Source organism: Variovorax ureilyticus, from assembly GCF_050632185.1.
Taxonomy (GTDB): Bacteria; Pseudomonadota; Gammaproteobacteria; order Burkholderiales; family Burkholderiaceae_C; genus Variovorax; species Variovorax ureilyticus_A.
This window is the reverse complement of sequence record NZ_CP192579.1, coordinates 1,588,536-1,605,241: the sequence shown is the minus strand read 5'-3', so window position 1 is coordinate 1,605,241 and position 16,706 is coordinate 1,588,536. Positions and strand designations below refer to the sequence as shown.

The following is a 16,706-nucleotide window of genomic DNA, read 5'->3' as shown; positions in this document are numbered from 1 at the left end:
AATTAGAATAACATGCCAAGTTCTTATTCTTGACCGGGTATTTAGCCGCTCCTAGAATGCCGCCAACCCGGACCGCCAGATCGTCCGGACTCACCCCTAATCCGCTGCCGATATGCATCGGCTTGATCAGGTGGACGCGCCCCTCCCTCTATTTCGCGCGGACCTGATACGTACCAATCCAGGCGCTGCTGCGTTCTCCTTCGCCCTCGTGGCGTTGCGAACAAGCTCCGCATAGAAAGGAAAAGCGATGAAGCAAGCGCTTGATGCCACAGCCCGAGGGCTACGGACTTTCATGTCCGACGTGGTCGACGGCTTCTTTGAAATCACGCACAACGGCTTTGCTCTCGTTGGGCTGGCGATCGTCTTCGCGGCGCTCGCACTGGCCGCCCGGCCGGACCTTCGCCAAACCGGCGAGGAGCAACTCATGGGCTGGCTCCAGTCCCGCAAGCCGCCGCCGGAAGTTCCGGACCTCGAACTCGAGCCGACCGCCATCGAGCGCACCACCGCCGCCAGCCCCCACGAACTGCCGAAGCAACAAGCGGCTGTCGCCTACTGGCTGAGCAAGAAATACCGCGTCGCCGCGGAACCGCTCGCGGTGCTGGTTTCGGAGGCATTCGACCTCGGCAAGCGCACGAAGCTCGACCCGACGCTGATCCTTGCGATCATGGCGGTGGAATCCAGCTTCAACCCTTTCGCCCAAAGCCGGTGGGCGCCCAAGGCCTCATGCAGGTCATGACGCGCGTCCACGGCGAGAAGTATGAAAGCGCCGGCGGCACCCTGACCGCCTTCGACCCGGTCACCAACATGCGGGTCGGCGTCAAGGTTCTGCAGGAGTGCATCGCGCGTGCCGGCTCGCTCGAAGGCGGACTGCGCTTCTATGTCGGCGCCGCCAACCTCGCGGACGACGGCGGCTACGCCTCCAAGGTGCTGGCCGAGCATGAGCGTCTGCGACAGGTCGTCGCCGGACGTCCGCCGAGCGTCAACACGCCGCCGGCCGCACCGCGCCAGAATCCGGTGCCCGTCGCGACCCCCACGCCGGCCAAGCAACCGGAGTCCGGTTCGGAACGTGTCGCCCTGGTCGGGGATTAGCGCTTTTTCGAGACGGCAGCAATCGCGGTCGGCTACACTCGGCGAGCACGCGACTGGCGATAGGCGCAGCACTTTTTCAGGTGCGTAGCGCTGACGTGGACTACCACTGGGGAGCGTGCTGCCTGCGGTCTTGAGCAGGTGTTCAGCCGTTCGCCTGGGCAGCCCTTGTTTGGTTGAAGAACAAGGCCCACCGTCTTGAAGGACTGCCATGTACCACCGCAACAACCTGGTCGAACAGACCGATCCTGAAATCTGGGCCGCCATCCAGGCCGAGAACGCCCGTCAGGAGCACCACATCGAGCTCATCGCGAGCGAAAACTACGCCTCGCCGGCGGTCATGGCCGCGCAGGGCTCGCAACTCACCAACAAATACGCCGAGGGCTACCCCGGCAAGCGCTACTACGGTGGCTGCGAATACGTCGACATTGCCGAGCAGCTCGCCATCGACCGCGTCAAGCAGCTCTTCGGCGCCGATGCCGCCAACGTGCAGCCGCATTGCGGCGCCTCCGCGAACGAAGCAGTGATGCTCGCCTTCCTCAAGCCCGGCGACACCATCATGGGCATGAGCCTCGCCGAGGGCGGCCACCTGACCCATGGCATGCCGCTGAACATGAGCGGCAAGTGGTTCAACGTCGTGAGCTACGGCCTCGACGCCAATGAAGCCATCGACTACGACGCGATGGAGCGCAAGGCGCACGAGCACCTGCCCAAGCTGATCATTGCGGGCGCCTCGGCCTATTCGCTGCGCATCGACTTCGAACGCTTCGCCAAGGTCGCCAAGGATGTCGGTGCGATCTTCATGGTCGACATCGCGCACTACGCCGGCCTCGTGGCCGCGGGCGTGTACCCCAACCCGGTTCCTCACGCGGACGTGGTCACCTCCACCACGCACAAGAGCCTGCGCGGCCCGCGCGGCGGCATCATCCTGATGAAGTCGCAGCACGAGAAGGCCATCAACAGCGCGATCTTCCCGGGTCTGCAAGGCGGCCCGCTGATGCACGTGATCGCTGCCAAGGCGGTGGCGTTCAAGGAAGCGTTGTCGCCGGAGTTCAAGGCCTACCAGCAGCAGGTGGTCAAGAACGCCCAGGTCGTCGCCGAGACCCTCACCCAGCGGGGCCTGCGCATCGTGAGCGGCCGCACCGAAAGCCACGTGATGCTGGTCGACCTGCGCGCCAAGGGAATCACCGGCAAGGAAGCCGAAGCGGTGCTGGGCGATGCCCACATGACGATCAACAAGAACGCCATCCCGAACGATCCCGAAAAGCCGATGGTCACCAGCGGCGTACGCATCGGCACGCCGGCGATGACGACGCGCGGCTTCAAGGAAGAAGAGGCCCGCCTGACGGCCAACCTGATCGCCGACGTGCTCGACAACCCGCGCGACGCGGCCAACATCGAGGCGGTTCGCGCCAAGGTGAACGCGCTGACCAGCCGTTTCCCGGTGTACCTTTGATCAGCCCCGAGCACCTGCGGCGCTCCCCTCGAGGGGGCGCACCCAGCAGCCCAGCGGAGCCGGTTCCGCGGGTGCCCTGGATTCGGTTGAGCTGGTTTCGAGCAGCGGGTCGGCATGAAATGCCCCTTCTGCGGCCACCTCGAAACGCAGGTCGTCGAGACCCGCGTTTCAGAGGACGGCGATTTCGTCCGTCGCAGGCGCCAGTGCGGCGCCTGCGACAAGCGCTTCACGACCTATGAGCGCCCGGACGTCACCTTCCCGGTGGTCGTCAAGAAGGACGGCAGCCGCGCCGACTTCGTCCCCGCGAAGGTGCGCGCCTCCATGATGCTGGCGTTGCGCAAGCGACCCGTGAGCATCGAACAGATCGACAATGCGCTGCTGCGCATCGAGCAGAAGCTGCTTTCGAGCGGGCTGCGCGAGATCGAGTCGACCAAGGTGGGCGAGCTTGTGATGCGGGAGCTCAAAAAGCTCGACAAAGTGGCCTACGTCCGCTTTGCTTCCGTGTATCGGAGCTTCGAGGATGTGGACGAGTTCAGGCAGTTGTTGCGGGATATCTGAAGCGCTCCGGCGCAGTCAACGCTTGCCGCAGACGCGATCGCCGCAATCGCCCTTCCTGTCGGGGTCGCAGACCCTGGGTCGACCGGAAATCGCGAGCACGATCGAGCTGCGCCGTCCTGTCTCGGCCCTGAACGTCAGGCACCCCGCGCTCTTGCCTGACAGGAACCCATTGGCGTCGTAAGCGAGTGCCTGTTTGAGGCCGCCGGTGGTCGCCCCGGAGTCGACCACGACGCCCGGTCGCAACCCGTCGAACGTACGCAGCACTTCTCGTTGCTTGCCAACGGTGATCGCCACCTCCCAGCCGTTTGACCAATCTCGACCAATGGGGTCCAGCCCGACCTTCTGCGACCGTTTCATGGCTTCGGTCCGCGCCAGACTCAATGCAGCGGCAAAGTCGCTGGCATTGGATGCCAGGCGCTGGTTCAGCAGAAGATCGCGGAAGCTGGGAACGGCGATGGCCCCCAGAATCGCGACGATCGCAATCACCACCATCATCTCGACGAGCGTGAATCCACGTTCGTGCTTGCGAAAGCCAACAAGGCGATCATTGCCAGCACCTGCTCGCGTCGTCACCATCACAACCCTTGCCTCCTGAACTTTCAATCCAGATGTTGCGTGCCGCGGCGTCCGAAAATCCGGGCCTCAGACTCGCGGTCAGCCTGATGCATTGCGCGACGTCGGTGCTTTTCTCGCAAGTTCCGACGCCGATCTTGTACTTGCTGCTCGCCACGTTGGCGTCCGTCGCCGCTGTCAAAAGCGCTCTCGAATACCTCGCGCGCTGGGTATAGAAGCGTTCCTGCTGCTGCATCTCCTGAATCAGGGCGGTACGCGCTTCCGCACGCCAGCCTTTGCGGACCGACTCCATGTAAGAGGGATAGGCGATGGAAGCAAGAATGGCCACGACCGCCAGGACGATCATGAGTTCGATCAACGTGAAGCCGTAGTCCAGGCGCCTCCGCGCGGGCGAATGAATCCGCTGCCTCATTTGTTGACGCTCTTGAAGTCGACGACCTGGCGCCAGTTGAGCCGCCCTCCGACTTGCGACACGACGCCTCCCTCGATGGGGCTCTCGATCGAAGAAGCAGGCCCGGAACCGGCCCCGCTGCCGAGATTGATGACAGACACCGTCTTCTTGTAGACGCGGCGCCCGAACGAATCCGACGCTGTGAAGACGCCATCGCCCGCCTGAACCACCAACGGCGAACCCAGCAGACCAACGGTCGACGGAATGCAGGTACTGCCCGATGACAACCCGGTCATGGCATTCACCGCGCAACTTCGGCCGCCGCCACCGGCATGGCACACGTTGGGGTTGGGAATCAGCGTATTGAACAACAAATAGCCATCGCTCAACACCATCCGAGAGACTTGGCGTTCGCCTTGACTGGCCGCGTCCGGCAGATCGAAGTACCAGCCGCGGCGAGCCGATGTCTTGTCGTCGTGGCGACCATAGACAAATGACCTGCCGGAAATACCGAACAGCCCGTTCTCGCCTGGATCTACCGTCCGCTGCTCCAACTGCGCTCGCATCTGACTGGCGGGGATGATCGAGTCGTCGTCGTACACGCCGTAAATCGATTGCACGCGGCGCGTGCTCAGGTCATCGACCTCGACGAACTTTCCAGTACCGAACAGCACGAGCGGACGGCCATGGGGACCCGCACCGACAAGCGGCGCGGTCGTGATGGGTTGACGGTTTCCCTGGTCATCCTTCGCGACCATCAATGGCGCTCCCTCAAGCCCCAAGGCGCCCTGTCCCCATGGCGCATCTGTCGAGAAATTGAACTTCCACAGATTGCCCTGGGTGTCGCCCGCATAGAGAAATCGGGTCGCGTTGTCGGAAGTGCTGTAGTCGCCCACGGGGCCCAGCGCATTCACTGTCGTCTTGTCGACCGGGGTCGGCAACACGATCTTGTAGTAGTTCGTATTGAGCTGCCATGGCTGGCCGCTCCCCTTGTCGAGCGACAACAGGAACAGGGCCGCGGCCTTCGTCGCGTTGCCGTTGTTGAAGCCCGAGGGAACGACAGCAAACCAGCGATAGACGGCCGGCTTGCCGTTCTTGGCGGCCGCCGTACGGAACTTGACGATGCGAGGCGCCTGCAGGACATAGCCCATGTCCGGGTCGTCGGCAGCATTGAACTCCCACATCACCTGACTTCCCGAGAACTGGGTCGGGTCGGTCACCTCCAGGGCGAACACGCCACGAGCACCTCCACCCATGCCGGATACCAGGAACGTCTTCTTCAAACCGTTCGCCAATTGCACTTCACCGGCGACAGCGTTGCCGTCAGCATAAGGTTGGTGCACGTAGTCCGGCGAGGTGTAGGCGCCCAGCCTGGCGTGCAGCGCCTTCGGCACATAGGCGAACAACTCGGCACCGGTGTCGGCGGCAAACGCGTGCAGCATGCCGTCGTTGGCGCCAACGTACACGACCGGGGTGCCGTTCTTCTGCCCGCTCGGGGGATCGACCAGCAACGGGGTCGAGTTCACGATGTCGCCCATGACCGAATCGCGCGTCCTGAAGAGACCGCCGCTCTTGCCCGTCTCCTTCGTGCGGTCACCGCGCAGGTAGTTGACACGGTCGCGCCCGAGGTTGTCCTCGGTGCCAGGCGTCTGAAGATCGGGTTCCGTATTCAGGTGGCCGGCCAGGGCGGCGTCACCCTTTATCGCTTCCCACGTGAATTCAGCGCCGTTGCCGGACGCGAGCATGGTGAATATCTTCCGCGTCTTCGGATCGCGTGCGCCTACCGCGGGGCTCGCGAGCGCATTGCCTGTCAACAGCTCGCCTGCGTTCCAGGTTGGCGTCGAGTCGCGGGTCACCGCGCCGTCCCGATACCTGAGCTTGTAGGCAAGCAGGGAGCCGGACCAACGGGTGCTGTCCATCTGCGGGATGAAGACCGTGGCACCGTTCGATGTGATGCGCGGGTTCGACACCGCACCACCGGTGGTGCTCCCGCTGGCGGATCCGGCTTTCGCAAAGATCCTCCGAATAGCCGCGATCATTTCCTCGGGCTCGTTCGCGAGAAAGTAGTTGGCAGGCTTGGGCTTGCCGTCGCTGTCCACGCCTGATTGCCATTCTTCGTTCGACAGGACTTCCTTGCCGTCAGTACCGCTGCCCGTCACGAACGGATTGCCATCGTTGTTCCTGTCGTCAAAGCCACCGTACTTCGCAGCGAGATAGAACGCGCTACCACGCTTGCCCTGCCTGATCGTGCCGTCACCACGTTCATCGACGTCGATGGTGAATGTCTTGACGCGCAGTTGCGGATAGTCCCCCGGATTGCCTGCGTGTTGGCCCAGTAAGCCAGGCCCGCCCACCCGAACGAGCCTTGATCCGACCCGGTCTTCATCGTCGCGATGTCCTTCGACGTGATTTGGGCACCGTTGTTGTAGGCAAAGGAACGCGGCCCCTGGGCATTTCCTCGCGTGGTCAGTTTTTTACGGCCGGCGGGGTCGGGGTATTCGAGCGTCTCGTTGTTCTCGTAGGCGCCCAGGATCTTCGTCCAGAAGGCCGCATCCGGTTCCTGCGCCTCCACCGGCCGAGCACCTTTCCAGCCGTCAAGGTCGTCGGTCACCAGCCCCGGGAGCGACTTGTCGTGGTGCGTGTTCAGATCACCAATCACAAGGGCGTAGTTGCGTTGACAGCTCGAGACGATCGGATCCCAACCCCGACGGTCGCCTTCACCCCATTTTTCGGTCCCGTTGTAGACGGGGAAGCCGTCCTTCATCCGGTCGGTCATGGCCGCGGCGGCTTGCGGCGTCGGCGGCTGGCCCTGCAGATAGCGAAGCGACTCGTAGTAGAGCTCGCCGACGGGATCCAATTCCTTGTAGATCCCGGGTGTGGGGCTGGTGCGTCCGAAACGGTTGAGATAGTTCACCACGCCGCTGGCCCCTTCAGCAGCTTTAAGCGGATTCGCGGCAAAGACGCCGGTGCTCGAGTCCCACTCCGCAGCTTCGTTCGCGATCTTTTCGAATCGATCGTTCCGGCTCGTGGCCCCGGTGAACTTCATCGGTGCCCGAAGCACGCCACCATAGCGGCCGTTGGTGTTGTCCATCAGGTACCCGAATGCGGCGAATCTCATCGCGTCGGAATACTTCTGGATCGTGCCCACAGGCTTGTAGTTGCCGTTCGGATACTGCTGACAGAGGTCGCCGCGCAAGGGGCCTTCCTCGGCTGAACAAACCTCCACCCGCGCGCCGTACGACGCGGCCGTGCCGCTGGGGCCGTAAAGCTGCCCATCGCCCGGCTCGTCGCAGCTGCCCCCGATTGCAGTCGGCCCGATGAACAGGCGGTCACGGCAGTTCGAAATATGAATCGTGCCGCCGGCCGCGACGACTTTGCTCGCAACCAACGGCGTGAGCTTGTCGAGATTGCCCGTCAGCGAGTGAATGGGGAAGTACGACGAATTCCTGTAGAAGTCCGCTCGCAACACGGCGCGCTGAAGCAGCGTCGCACTTGCCGTGTCGCTCACACGGTCGCCGCCCGTCATGGCATAGCGCAGCATGTCGATCGCAGACGATGCCGCCCAGTTCAGCAGGTTCCCGCTCCATTTGTTGGCGCAGACGATCTCCCCATTCGAAACGGTCGCCGCAGACGCACGCTTGAAGTAGCCGTCGGAGGCAGTGGAATAGTCGTAGCATCCCATCGGATCCCAATAGCCGACATAGGACTTCCTGATGTCGAACGCCTTCCGATGCGCAGCGCCTGTCGTCGGAAACTCGACCGACAGATCCAGCAGCATGTTGGGCTTGACCAGCGATGTGGTCGAGAACAGCGGCTCGCTCGCCAGCACGGCATCCGGTGACGCATCCGCAGTGGGCGCAGCCTCGGCAAGGATGGAAACGCCAGCAAGCAACAGCGCCACCGCGACGAATGCGATCTCCAGTTCGTGTCTTGCAGACTTGGACAATTCCAACTCCCTGTTCACGGACAACCTGCGCTGACGGTCGGCTTGGACAGATTGGTTTGCAGAACCACCTGCGTCTCCTTCCTGACGCCGAAGCCGATCGCGGTCACCCGAAAAATCTTCGTCGCGCTGCCAGCGCTTGCGTTCTGAAGGCGATTGACGTCCCAGCCGCCGTTGTTCCGCATGACCTCGATGACGTAGCGCGGCAGCGCAGCCGGCGTTGCACCTGTCCCCGTCACGTACTGCCGGCCGGTGAAGGTTCCGTACGCCACGGAGGTCTTGCTTTCCGGGGACAGATCCGCCTTCATCCAGGCCGGCGTGGTGCCGGCCTCTGCTGGCGCACACAGGCCTTGATTGGCGCCGGGGCCTCCGCAGTCGGAGATGAAGGCCGTGTCATCCTTGTGATCGAACAGGCACAGACGCGCACTCGTGCTCGTGTTCGGCCCCAACACATCGATTTCGGCATCGACGAGCGCGGCCTCCGCCGCCTGGAACGCAATCTCCGTGTCGCGGTCGTTGCGCGCGCCCAGTTCGTTGACGATGGAAAGCTCCGCGGCGCCCAGGCCGAGGAGCGTGACCGCCACCAGGAGCAGCAACACGACGACGAGCGAAGAGCCGGCCTTCCGATGCGGCCCGGCGCCGGCTCCCGGCGAACGCACGCTCATACGGGATCCTTGACAACGTTGCGCAACATCACCGTCAACGTCGCGACCGAACGAAAGCGCCCGTCGTCAGGCGGTTCGTAAGAGATGTGCTCGAATTCGCGACCCAGCGGAAACAGATCAGACTTTTCGCCGGGGACCCGCTTCAGATCCCCATTCGGCCGAGGACTGCGAACCACGATGCCCACGCGCACAGCCACGACCTTGCGCCACTCGTCGTTGGGGGCGCCGCCGAAACTGGCGGCCTTGGCGGCGATATCGATGGCGTCGAGCCAAGCCTCGGGGACGCCGTCACCATTGCCGTCGTAGCCGTAGACGACCTTGAACTTCTCGACACCGCGGACCAACTGTGCCGCCCTGAAAGTGCCGTTCTTGGTCCGGTATTTGCAGTAGAGCTCCGGCTCTCCATCAGTGGCGAGCGCCACATAGAAAAAGCTCCACGCACGGTCGCTGGCCGACGGCACCCCGGCGGGCCCCGCCTGCGCATTGCCAAGGCAATCGACCATGGTGCCATCGGGGTCGCTGGCGCCGACCTGGCTGCGTCCGAAGAAGCGCACCATGAGCGAGTCGTTGCCTGACTTCGTATCGGTGTTGTTCTGGCCGAAGTCATTGCTTGTGCCGCTGACCATGGTGTTGCTGGCGCCAGCGATGTTCAGGTCGAGCGGATCCGTGGAACCCGCAAGCAGGGTTGCGTTGCTTGCTACCACGCCGACACCGTCGTTCAGTTCATCGGGCGCGTAGTCCGCATAGCCCGCCTGGCGGATCAGGCCTTGGACGACGTGACGGGCAAAGCGCTGCGAGTCCTGGACAGACTGCGCATCGGAATCGGTGTCGAACAGCTTCTTGCCGGCGACCAATGCGATCGAGGCGGCGACCACGACAACCAGGCTGAGGGCCATGGCCACCATGACCTCGATCAAGGTCACGCCACGCTGACGGAGGCGGGACGTCATCTCAGTTGCCCCCCGATCCGTCGTCGTCATGCCCCGGAACGAGTTGCATGACCACGCGGGGCGGCTCTTTGTCGCCGCTTGCTTCGTCGGAGCTTCCCCCGTGGGGCTTCCACCCCAGCTTCACCACCAGATTGCGACCGGCGAGCGTGCAATCCCACGTGCTCTCGCGCTCGCCGCTCACCACTTCGTCGTCGAAGCACACGGCGATACGGACATCCGGCAACGTGTTTCTGGCCCTCAGGACCCACTGATAGAGGTCCCAGGAAGCCAATTCCGCCTGACTGCACCCGGCGTCGAAGCCGACACAAGAGTCGCCGCGTTTCGGAAGCGCATCCCTGCTCTTGAGGTCTGCAAGCAGATAGAGATTGGCCTCGCCATTCCTTGACGAGACGTTCTTGTTGATACGTGCCTTTTCGGACAGCTCGCGAACAAGATTGACTGCAGAGGTAAAGGATCCGGACTCGGTCGTGCCTCTCACGGAAGTCATCAACATGCCCACCGCCCCCAGCAACCCCAGGCTGAAGACGATGATCGAGACGAGGACCTCCAAGAGAGAGAAACCGGCGGCCGGACGTTTGATTGACGCCATTTCTTCGCCTTCCCTGACTATCCGCCGCAGAGTCTACGGAGGCCCGGTTACCGTTCATCCCCCATTGAGTGCCGCTCGTATGATCAAGAACTTTCCCGGCTCCCTCTCTTCCATGTCCACTCCAGACGCAGATGCGCAACAGATCGCTGCGGCACAACAGTTGGCCGTCGACGCGCGCTATCTCACCGACCCCAACCCGCGTGTGGGCTGCATCCTGACGGACGCCGCTGGTCGCCGCATCGGCGCCGGGCACACGCAGCGCGCCGGAGGTCCTCATGCCGAAGTCATGGCACTCCGAGACGCCGCAGCGCGCGGCCAATCGGTCGCCGGCGCCACGGCCTACGTCACGCTTGAGCCCTGCTCCCATCACGGCCGCACGGCGCCCTGCTGCGATGCCCTGATCGCCGCGGGCGTGCGCCGGGTGGTCGCCTCCATCTCGGACCCGAACCCGCTGGTCGCCGGCCGGGGCTTCGACCGCCTGCGCGCAGCCGGCGTCGAAGTCGTGGTCGGCCCCGGAGCCGACGAGACGCGCGAACTCAACATCGGGTTCTTCAGCCGCATGGTGCGCAAAACGCCCTGGGTGCGTCTCAAGGTCGCGGCCTCCCTCGACGGCAAGACGGCGCTCGAGAACGGGACGAGCCAGTGGATCACATCCGAGGCCGCCCGCACTGACGGCCATGCGTGGCGTGCCCGCGCCGGCGCGATCCTGACCGGCGTCGGCACGGTGATCGAGGATGACCCTCGGCTCGACGTCCGGCTGGTCGATACGGTGCGCCAGCCGCCGCTTGTCATCGTCGACAGCCGCCTGCAGACACCGCCGAGCGCTCGGCTTTTCGACGTCGAGCGCGAGGTCTGGATCTACGCCGCCGCGCGCGACGAGGCCAGGGCCGCCGCGCTGGAGGCGCGAGGCGCCACGGTGACCTGCCTTTCCAACCCACATGGCAAGGTCGATCTCGCCGCACTGCTGCGTGACCTCGCCGCACGGCAGGTCAACGAATTGCACGTCGAAGCAGGTCACAAGCTCAACGGCTCGCTGATGCGCGAGGGGCTGATCGACGAATTGCTGCTCTACCTCGCCCCGAAGTTCATCGGCGACGGCCTCGGCATCGCCAGCCATCCGCACGCGGGCGGCGCACTGACCTCGCTGGAGGGCGCGCTGGCGCTCGAATACCGGTCTTTCGAGCCGATCGGGCCGGACCTGCGCATCGTCGCCCGGGTGGCGGGACGCGACCGGTTTTAGGGTTCACCCCGATGCTCGGCCGCATCTCTGCGAAAATGCCGGGATGTTCACCGGAATCATTACCGGCGTGGGGCGCATCGCCGCCGTCCACGACCTCGGCAGCTCTTCATCCCACGGCAAGCGGCTCAGCATCGCGGTGCCCGACGGCTACCTCGACGACGTGGGGCTCGGTGACAGCATCGCGCTCAATGGCGCGTGCATGACGGTCACCTCGCTCGACCTCCCGGGCAAGCAGTTCACCATCGACATTTCCGCCGAATCGCTCGACAAGACGGCGGGCCTGTCGGATGCGGCCAAGCAGGTCAATCTCGAAAAGGCACTGCGGGCGCATGACCGGCTGGGCGGCCACATCGTCTCCGGCCACGTGGACGGCATCGGCACGATCACCCGCTTCGCGCCGGTTGGCGAAAGCTGGGAGCTGTGCGTGCTGGCGCCCCCGCCCTCGCCCGCTTCCTCGCCTACAAGGGCTCGATCACGGTCAATGGCGTGAGCCTCACCGTCAACAGCGTGAACGACCGGGCAGACGGCAGCGAGATCAGCATCAACCTCATCCCTCACACCGTCGAGAACACGGCGCTCGGCAGCCTTAAGGAAGGCAGCCGCGTGAACCTCGAGATCGACACCGTGGCGCGCTACGTGGAGCGCATGCTCCAGGCGGGTGCCATTCCACTCCCACAGAAAGACAAAACCCCATGAACGCATCCGTCACACCGATCGGAGCGCCCCGCGGCAACCGCGTACCGGCGCCCATTTCATCGGTCGAGGAAATCGTCGCCGACATGCGCGCCGGCCGCATGGTGATCCTGGTCGATGAAGAAGACCGCGAAAACGAAGGCGACATCGTCCTGGCGGCCGACCACGTCACGCCCGAAGCCATCAACTTCATGGCCCGGCATGCGCGCGGCCTGATCTGCCTCACGCTCTCGCGCGAAATGTGCGAGCGCCTGAACCTGCCGCCGATGGTCGCGCGCAACGGCGCCAAGCATTCAACCGCGTTCACGGTTTCCATCGAGGCCGCCGAGGGGGTCACCACCGGCATCTCGGCCGCAGATCGCGCCCGTACCGTGCAGGCAGCGGTCGCGCCCCATGCGGTCGCATCCGATCTGGTGCAGCCGGGCCACATCTTCCCGCTGCAGGCGGTGGACGGCGGCGTGCTGATGCGCGCCGGCCATACCGAAGCCGGCTGCGACTTCGCGGCGATGGCAGGCTGCTCGCCCTCCGCGGTGATCTGCGAAGTCATGAACGAAGACGGCACGATGGCGCGGCTGCCCGACCTGCAACTCTTCGCGGCCGAGCACGACCTCAAGATCGGCACGATCGCGGCACTGATCGAACACCGCAGCCGCACCGAATCCCTCGTCGAGAAGGTGGGCTGCCGCGAGATCCAGACCGCGTGGGGGCCCTTCACCGCACACGCCTTCAAGGACAAACCGAGCAACGGCGTGCACCTCGCGCTGGTGCGCGGCCAATGGAACGCCGGCGACACGGTCGACGTGCGGGTCCACGAGCCGCTGTCCGTGCTGGACGCGCTCGAACTCCATCGCTCGATGCACTCGTGGAGCCTCGATGCCAGCCTTTCCCACCTCGCCGCCCAGGGCAAGGGCGTCGCCGTGCTGCTGAACTGCGGCGAAAGTGCCGCGGATCTGCTGTCGCAGTTCGACGGCACCGCACGGCCCGCGCAGGCGCCCGAGCGCGGACGCATGGACCTGCGCAGCTACGGCATCGGCGCGCAGATCCTGCGCGCATGCGGCGTGCACCGCATGAACCTCATGGGCACGCCGCGACGCATGCCCAGCATGGCCGCGGGTTTCGGACTCGAAATCGCCGGCTACATCACGAAAGACGAACAATGATCAACCCCAACGAGAGGGCAGGCTGACTGATGCAACACGCGAACAAGGGCAGCGACGTCGAACTCGACGGCAAGGGATTGCGCATCGGCATCGTGCAGGCGCGCTTCAACGAGGACATCACCAACGCGCTGGCCAAGGCCTGCTGCGATGAGCTCGCGGCGCTCGGCGTCGCCGATGCCGACATCGACCACGTGAGCGTGCCGGGCGCACTGGAAGTGCCGGTCGCGCTGCAAGGGCTGGCCGAGCGCAACCGCTATCACGCGCTGGTCGCGCTGGGCTGCATCATCCGCGGCGAGACCTACCACTTCGAGCTGGTCGCGAACGAATCCGGCGCCAGCGTGAGCCGCGTAGCGCTCGACTACCGCATTCCAATCGCGAATGCGATCCTCACCACCGAGAACCTCGAGCAGGCCATCGCGCGGCAGACCGAGAAAGGCCGCGACGCGGCGCGCGTGGCGGTGGAAATGGCGCGACTGCTGGCTACCCTCCAATGACCGAGAACAACGACAAAGCCCCAGGCGGCAAGCCGCGCCAGTCGCGCACCGGCCTCACGAGCACGGGTGCGCGCAAGGCGTCCGCCAAATCCACGCGCAGCCGCGCGCGCGAGTTCGCGCTGCAGGCGCTCTACCAGCATCTGGTGGGCCGCAACGACGCCACCGCCATCGACGAATTCACACGTGACCTCGCCGGCTTCCACAAGGCCGATTCGGCGCACTACGACGCGCTGCTGCATGGCGCGATCGAGTCCGCCGAAAGCCTCGACACGCTGATCGTTCCCCTGCTCGATCGCAAGCTCGAAGAGATCTCCCCATCGAGCACGCCGTAATGTGGATCGGCGTGTACGAATTCCAGAACTGCCCCGACGTGCCGTGGCGCGTAGTGCTCAACGAGTGCATCGAACTCGCCAAGGAGTTCGGCGGCACCGACGGCCACAAGTACGTGAACGCGGTCCTCAACGGCCTCGCGCCGAAGCTGCGCGCCGCCGAGGTCGAAGCCGACCGCGCGGCCGGGAAGGCCCGGTCATGAGAATTTCGAGGCGGGCGGAGCGCATCGAGCCGTTCTATGTGATGGAGGTCGCCAAGGCCGCTTCCGCGCTCGCGCGCGAAGTCGCGCACACGGACCGGCCGATGATCTTCCTGAACATCGGCGAGCCCGACTTCACCGCGCCGCCGCTGGTCCAGGAGGCGGCCATCCGGGCGGTTCGCTCCGGCGCCACGCAGTACACGCACGCCACCGGCCTCGACCACCTGCGCGAACGCATCAGCGGCTGGTATGCGGATCGCTTCGGCGTCGACGTGCCCGCGCGCCGCATCGTCATCACGGCAGGCGCTTCGGCGGCCTTGCAGCTCGCCTGCCTCGCGCTGATCGAGTCGGGCGACGAGATCCTGCTGCCGGACCCGAGCTATCCATGCAACCGCCATTTCGTCACCGCGGCGGATGGCCGTGCAGTGCTGGTGCCCACGACCGCGGCCGAGCGCTTCCAGCTCAGCGCGGCCAAGGTCGAAGCGGCATGGAACGACCGCACGCGCGGCGTGCTGCTCGCATCGCCTTCGAACCCGACCGGGACCTCGATCGCGCCCGATGAGCTGCGCCGCATCCACGAGGTCGTGTCAGTGCGCGGCGGCATCACGCTGATCGACGAGATCTACCTCGGCCTTTCCTACGACGGCAACTTCGGCCAGACCGCGCTCGCGATCGACGATCAGGTCATCAGCATCAACAGCTTCAGCAAGTACTTCAACATGACCGGCTGGCGCCTCGGCTGGCTGGTGGTACCGGAGGCGCTGGTGCCCGCGGTCGAGCGGCTGGCGCAGAACCTCTTCATCTGCGCGAGCACGGTGTCGCAATACGCTGCGCTCGCCTGCTTCGAGCCCGACAGCATCGCCGAGTACGAGCGCCGCCGCGCCGAATTCAAGGCACGCCGCGACTGGTTCATTCCGCAGCTCGACGCGCTGGGCCTGCACGTACCGGTGGCGCCCGACGGCGCCTTCTATGCCTGGGCCGACTGCTCGAACTTCGCGGAGCGGCTCGGCATCTCCGGCAGTTGGGACTTCGCCTTCGAAGCCATGAAACAGGCGCACGTCGCGGTCACGCCGGGGCGCGATTTCGGCTCGGCCGAGACCTCGCGCTTCGTGCGCTTCTCGACCGCCAGCTCGATGGCGCATCTCGAAGAATCGATCGACCGCCTGCGCGTGTGGGCGAACGCCGCAGTTACTGCATGAGTTTTTCCTTGGCGATCCGCGTTTACTGGGAGGACACCGATGCCGGCGGCATCGTGTTCTACGCCAACTACCTGAAGTTCATGGAGCGCGCGCGCACCGAATGGCTGCGTTCGATGGGCATCGCGCAACAACGGCTGCGCGAGGAGACCGGCGGCATCTTCGTCGTCAGCGAGACGCAGCTCAAATACCACCGGCCCGCGCGGCTCGACGACGAACTGCTGGTGACTGCAGAACTCCGTCAGATCGGTTCCGCGTCGCTGATAATCGCCCAGCGCGTGCTATCAAAATCAGAGCAAGGCGCCGATGCCGCCACGGCCGGCGCCGAGCTGCTGTGCGAAGGCACGATCCGCATCGGCTGGGTCCAGGCCGACACATTGCGCCCCGCGCGCATTCCACGCCAGGTTTCGGGAACCCTCGAGCGCCACAACGGCTCCATGTCTCAACCTTTCAAGCCATGAATCAAGACCTCTCGATCATCTCCCTGCTGCTGCATGCCAGCCTCCCGGTGCAATTGGTGGTGGCATTGCTCATCGTCGTTTCCGTCGCGAGCTGGGCGGCCATCTTCCGCAAGTACTTCTCTCTCAAGCGCACGCGCTCGCTCAACGAGGACTTCGAGCGCGACTTCTGGTCGGGCACGAGCCTGAACGAACTCTTCTCTTCCGCTGCGCAGAACGCGAAGTTCGCCGGCCCGATGGAGCGCATCTTCGCCTCCGGCATGCGCGAGTACCAGAAGCTGCGCGAGCGCCATGTGTCCGACGCCGGCACCCTGCTGGACGGCTCGCGCCGTGCGATGCGCGCGAGCTTCCAGCGCGAGCTCGACGCGGTCGAACAGAACCTCTCCTTCCTCGCCACCGTGGGCTCGGTCTCGCCGTACGTCGGCCTCTTCGGCACGGTGTGGGGGATCATGCATGCCTTCACCGGCCTCGCCGCGCTGGCGCAGGTCACGCTTTCCACCGTCGCGCCCGGCATCGCCGAAGCGCTCGTGGCCACTGCGATCGGTCTCTTCTCCGCGATCCCGGCCGTGGTCGCCTACAACCGCTTCGCGCGCGAGATCGACAAGATCGCGATCGCGCTCGAGACCTTCATCGAAGAGTTCTCCAACATCCTCCAGCGCAACCTGACGGCGCACACGAACCCGGCTACCGTCATGCCGGCCGCCGGCCGCTGAAGCGGAGCACCT

Annotated in this window: 15 protein-coding genes, 3 pseudogenes and 1 riboswitch; of the genes and pseudogenes, 11 read left to right on the top strand and 7 right to left on the bottom strand. The window is 64.9% G+C overall.

The features are described 5' to 3' along the window. Positions 1–247: 247 nt before the first annotated feature. The 3 genes and pseudogenes from ACQ858_RS07820 (at position 248) to nrdR (ending at position 3,100) form a co-directional block, all read left to right on the top strand. A pseudogene (locus ACQ858_RS07820) lies at positions 248–1,089 on the top strand (transglycosylase SLT domain-containing protein). Between the two features lie 39 nt (positions 1,090–1,128). After that, a riboswitch (ZMP/ZTP riboswitch) is annotated at positions 1,129–1,256 on the top strand. A 41-nt stretch (positions 1,257–1,297) separates the two neighbouring features. Next, a complete protein-coding gene (gene glyA / locus ACQ858_RS07815; RefSeq protein WP_431276160.1) occupies positions 1,298–2,542 on the top strand; it encodes a serine hydroxymethyltransferase in 1,245 nt (414 codons plus the stop codon). A gap of 114 nt (positions 2,543–2,656) precedes the next feature. Continuing rightward, positions 2,657–3,100: a transcriptional regulator NrdR gene (gene nrdR / locus ACQ858_RS07810; RefSeq protein ID WP_431276159.1), complete on the top strand. Its 444-nt coding sequence runs from the start codon at positions 2,657–2,659 to the stop codon at positions 3,098–3,100. A 15-nt stretch (positions 3,101–3,115) separates the two neighbouring features. Here nrdR and ACQ858_RS07805 read toward each other — a convergent pair whose 3' ends face one another. From ACQ858_RS07805 to pilV, 7 genes are all read right to left on the bottom strand, one after another. Next, positions 3,116–3,676 carry a GspH/FimT family pseudopilin gene (locus ACQ858_RS07805; RefSeq protein ID WP_431276158.1) on the bottom strand — a complete coding sequence of 187 codons (561 nt, stop codon included), beginning with the start codon at positions 3,674–3,676 and terminating at the stop codon, positions 3,116–3,118. Further along, the gene (locus tag ACQ858_RS07800; protein WP_431276157.1) at positions 3,645–4,031 is read right to left on the bottom strand and encodes a type IV pilin protein; all 387 of its coding nucleotides are present in this window, start codon (positions 4,029–4,031) and stop codon (positions 3,645–3,647) included. Before ACQ858_RS07800 ends, ACQ858_RS07805 begins: the two co-directional genes overlap by 32 nt. A gap of 50 nt (positions 4,032–4,081) precedes the next feature. Continuing rightward, a complete protein-coding gene (locus ACQ858_RS07795) occupies positions 4,082–5,602 on the bottom strand; it encodes a pilus assembly protein (RefSeq protein WP_431276814.1) in 1,521 nt (506 codons plus the stop codon). Between the two features lie 617 nt (positions 5,603–6,219). Next, a complete protein-coding gene (locus ACQ858_RS07790) occupies positions 6,220–8,010 on the bottom strand; it encodes a hypothetical protein (protein ID WP_431276156.1) in 1,791 nt (596 codons plus the stop codon). A gap of 14 nt (positions 8,011–8,024) precedes the next feature. After that, positions 8,025–8,606: a pilus assembly PilX family protein gene (locus ACQ858_RS07785; RefSeq protein WP_431276155.1), complete on the bottom strand. Its 582-nt coding sequence runs from the start codon at positions 8,604–8,606 to the stop codon at positions 8,025–8,027. Between the two features lie 62 nt (positions 8,607–8,668). Further along, positions 8,669–9,622, bottom strand: a complete 954-nt coding sequence (locus ACQ858_RS07780; protein WP_431276154.1) for a PilW family protein — start codon at positions 9,620–9,622, stop codon at positions 8,669–8,671. Position 9,623: 1 nt separating this feature from the next. Continuing rightward, the gene (gene pilV, locus ACQ858_RS07775; protein ID WP_431276153.1) at positions 9,624–10,211 is read right to left on the bottom strand and encodes a type IV pilus modification protein PilV; all 588 of its coding nucleotides are present in this window, start codon (positions 10,209–10,211) and stop codon (positions 9,624–9,626) included. Between the two features lie 112 nt (positions 10,212–10,323). On the opposite strand from pilV, the gene ribD reads away from it, so the two are divergent. The 8 genes and pseudogenes from ribD (at position 10,324) to tolQ (ending at position 16,694) form a co-directional block, all read left to right on the top strand. Continuing rightward, positions 10,324–11,451 carry a bifunctional diaminohydroxyphosphoribosylaminopyrimidine deaminase/5-amino-6-(5-phosphoribosylamino)uracil reductase RibD gene (gene ribD, locus ACQ858_RS07770; protein WP_431276152.1) on the top strand — a complete coding sequence of 376 codons (1,128 nt, stop codon included), beginning with the start codon at positions 10,324–10,326 and terminating at the stop codon, positions 11,449–11,451. 43 nt (positions 11,452–11,494) lie between these two features. Continuing rightward, a pseudogene (locus tag ACQ858_RS07765) lies at positions 11,495–12,147 on the top strand (riboflavin synthase). Next, entirely contained in the window at positions 12,144–13,304 is a 1,161-nt protein-coding gene (gene ribBA / locus ACQ858_RS07760) for a bifunctional 3,4-dihydroxy-2-butanone-4-phosphate synthase/GTP cyclohydrolase II (RefSeq protein ID WP_431276151.1), read from the top strand. Before ACQ858_RS07765 ends, ribBA begins: the two are co-directional and overlap by 4 nt. 29 nt (positions 13,305–13,333) lie before the next feature. Beyond that, a complete protein-coding gene (gene ribH, locus ACQ858_RS07755; protein ID WP_431276150.1) occupies positions 13,334–13,798 on the top strand; it encodes a 6,7-dimethyl-8-ribityllumazine synthase in 465 nt (154 codons plus the stop codon). Continuing rightward, a pseudogene (nusB, locus tag ACQ858_RS07750) lies at positions 13,795–14,330 on the top strand (transcription antitermination factor NusB). The gene ribH and the pseudogene nusB overlap by 4 nt, the downstream one beginning before the upstream one ends. Then, the gene (locus ACQ858_RS07745; protein WP_431276149.1) at positions 14,327–15,526 is read left to right on the top strand and encodes a pyridoxal phosphate-dependent aminotransferase; all 1,200 of its coding nucleotides are present in this window, start codon (positions 14,327–14,329) and stop codon (positions 15,524–15,526) included. The pseudogene nusB and the gene ACQ858_RS07745 overlap by 4 nt, the downstream one beginning before the upstream one ends. Beyond that, positions 15,523–15,984, top strand: coding sequence for a tol-pal system-associated acyl-CoA thioesterase (gene ybgC, locus ACQ858_RS07740; protein WP_431276813.1), 462 nt, complete (start codon positions 15,523–15,525; stop codon positions 15,982–15,984). Before ACQ858_RS07745 ends, ybgC begins: the two co-directional genes overlap by 4 nt. Then, positions 15,981–16,694: a protein TolQ gene (gene tolQ / locus ACQ858_RS07735; protein ID WP_431276148.1), complete on the top strand. Its 714-nt coding sequence runs from the start codon at positions 15,981–15,983 to the stop codon at positions 16,692–16,694. Before ybgC ends, tolQ begins: the two co-directional genes overlap by 4 nt. The last annotated feature ends 12 nt before the right edge of the window (positions 16,695–16,706 follow it).

Bases quoted from the DNA above. Each gene is read 5' to 3' on its own strand.
- ACQ858_RS07780 (WP_431276154.1), bottom strand. From the start codon at position 9,622: ATGACGTCCCGCCTCCGTCAGCGTGGCGTGACCTTGATCGAGGTCATG.
- nrdR (WP_431276159.1), top strand. From the start codon at position 2,657: ATGAAATGCCCCTTCTGCGGCCACCTCGAAACGCAGGTCGTCGAGACC.
- ribH (WP_431276150.1), top strand. From the start codon at position 13,334: ATGCAACACGCGAACAAGGGCAGCGACGTCGAACTCGACGGCAAGGGA.
- ribD (WP_431276152.1), top strand. From the start codon at position 10,324: ATGTCCACTCCAGACGCAGATGCGCAACAGATCGCTGCGGCACAACAG.
- tolQ (WP_431276148.1), top strand. From the start codon at position 15,981: ATGAATCAAGACCTCTCGATCATCTCCCTGCTGCTGCATGCCAGCCTC.
- ACQ858_RS07805 (WP_431276158.1), bottom strand. From the start codon at position 3,676: ATGGTGACGACGCGAGCAGGTGCTGGCAATGATCGCCTTGTTGGCTTT.
- ribBA (WP_431276151.1), top strand. From the start codon at position 12,144: ATGAACGCATCCGTCACACCGATCGGAGCGCCCCGCGGCAACCGCGTA.
- ACQ858_RS07745 (WP_431276149.1), top strand. From the start codon at position 14,327: ATGAGAATTTCGAGGCGGGCGGAGCGCATCGAGCCGTTCTATGTGATG.
- ACQ858_RS07795 (WP_431276814.1), bottom strand. From the start codon at position 5,602: ATGGGCGACATCGTGAACTCGACCCCGTTGCTGGTCGATCCCCCGAGC.
- ybgC (WP_431276813.1), top strand. From the start codon at position 15,523: ATGAGTTTTTCCTTGGCGATCCGCGTTTACTGGGAGGACACCGATGCC.
- pilV (WP_431276153.1), bottom strand. From the start codon at position 10,211: ATGGCGTCAATCAAACGTCCGGCCGCCGGTTTCTCTCTCTTGGAGGTC.
- glyA (WP_431276160.1), top strand. From the start codon at position 1,298: ATGTACCACCGCAACAACCTGGTCGAACAGACCGATCCTGAAATCTGG.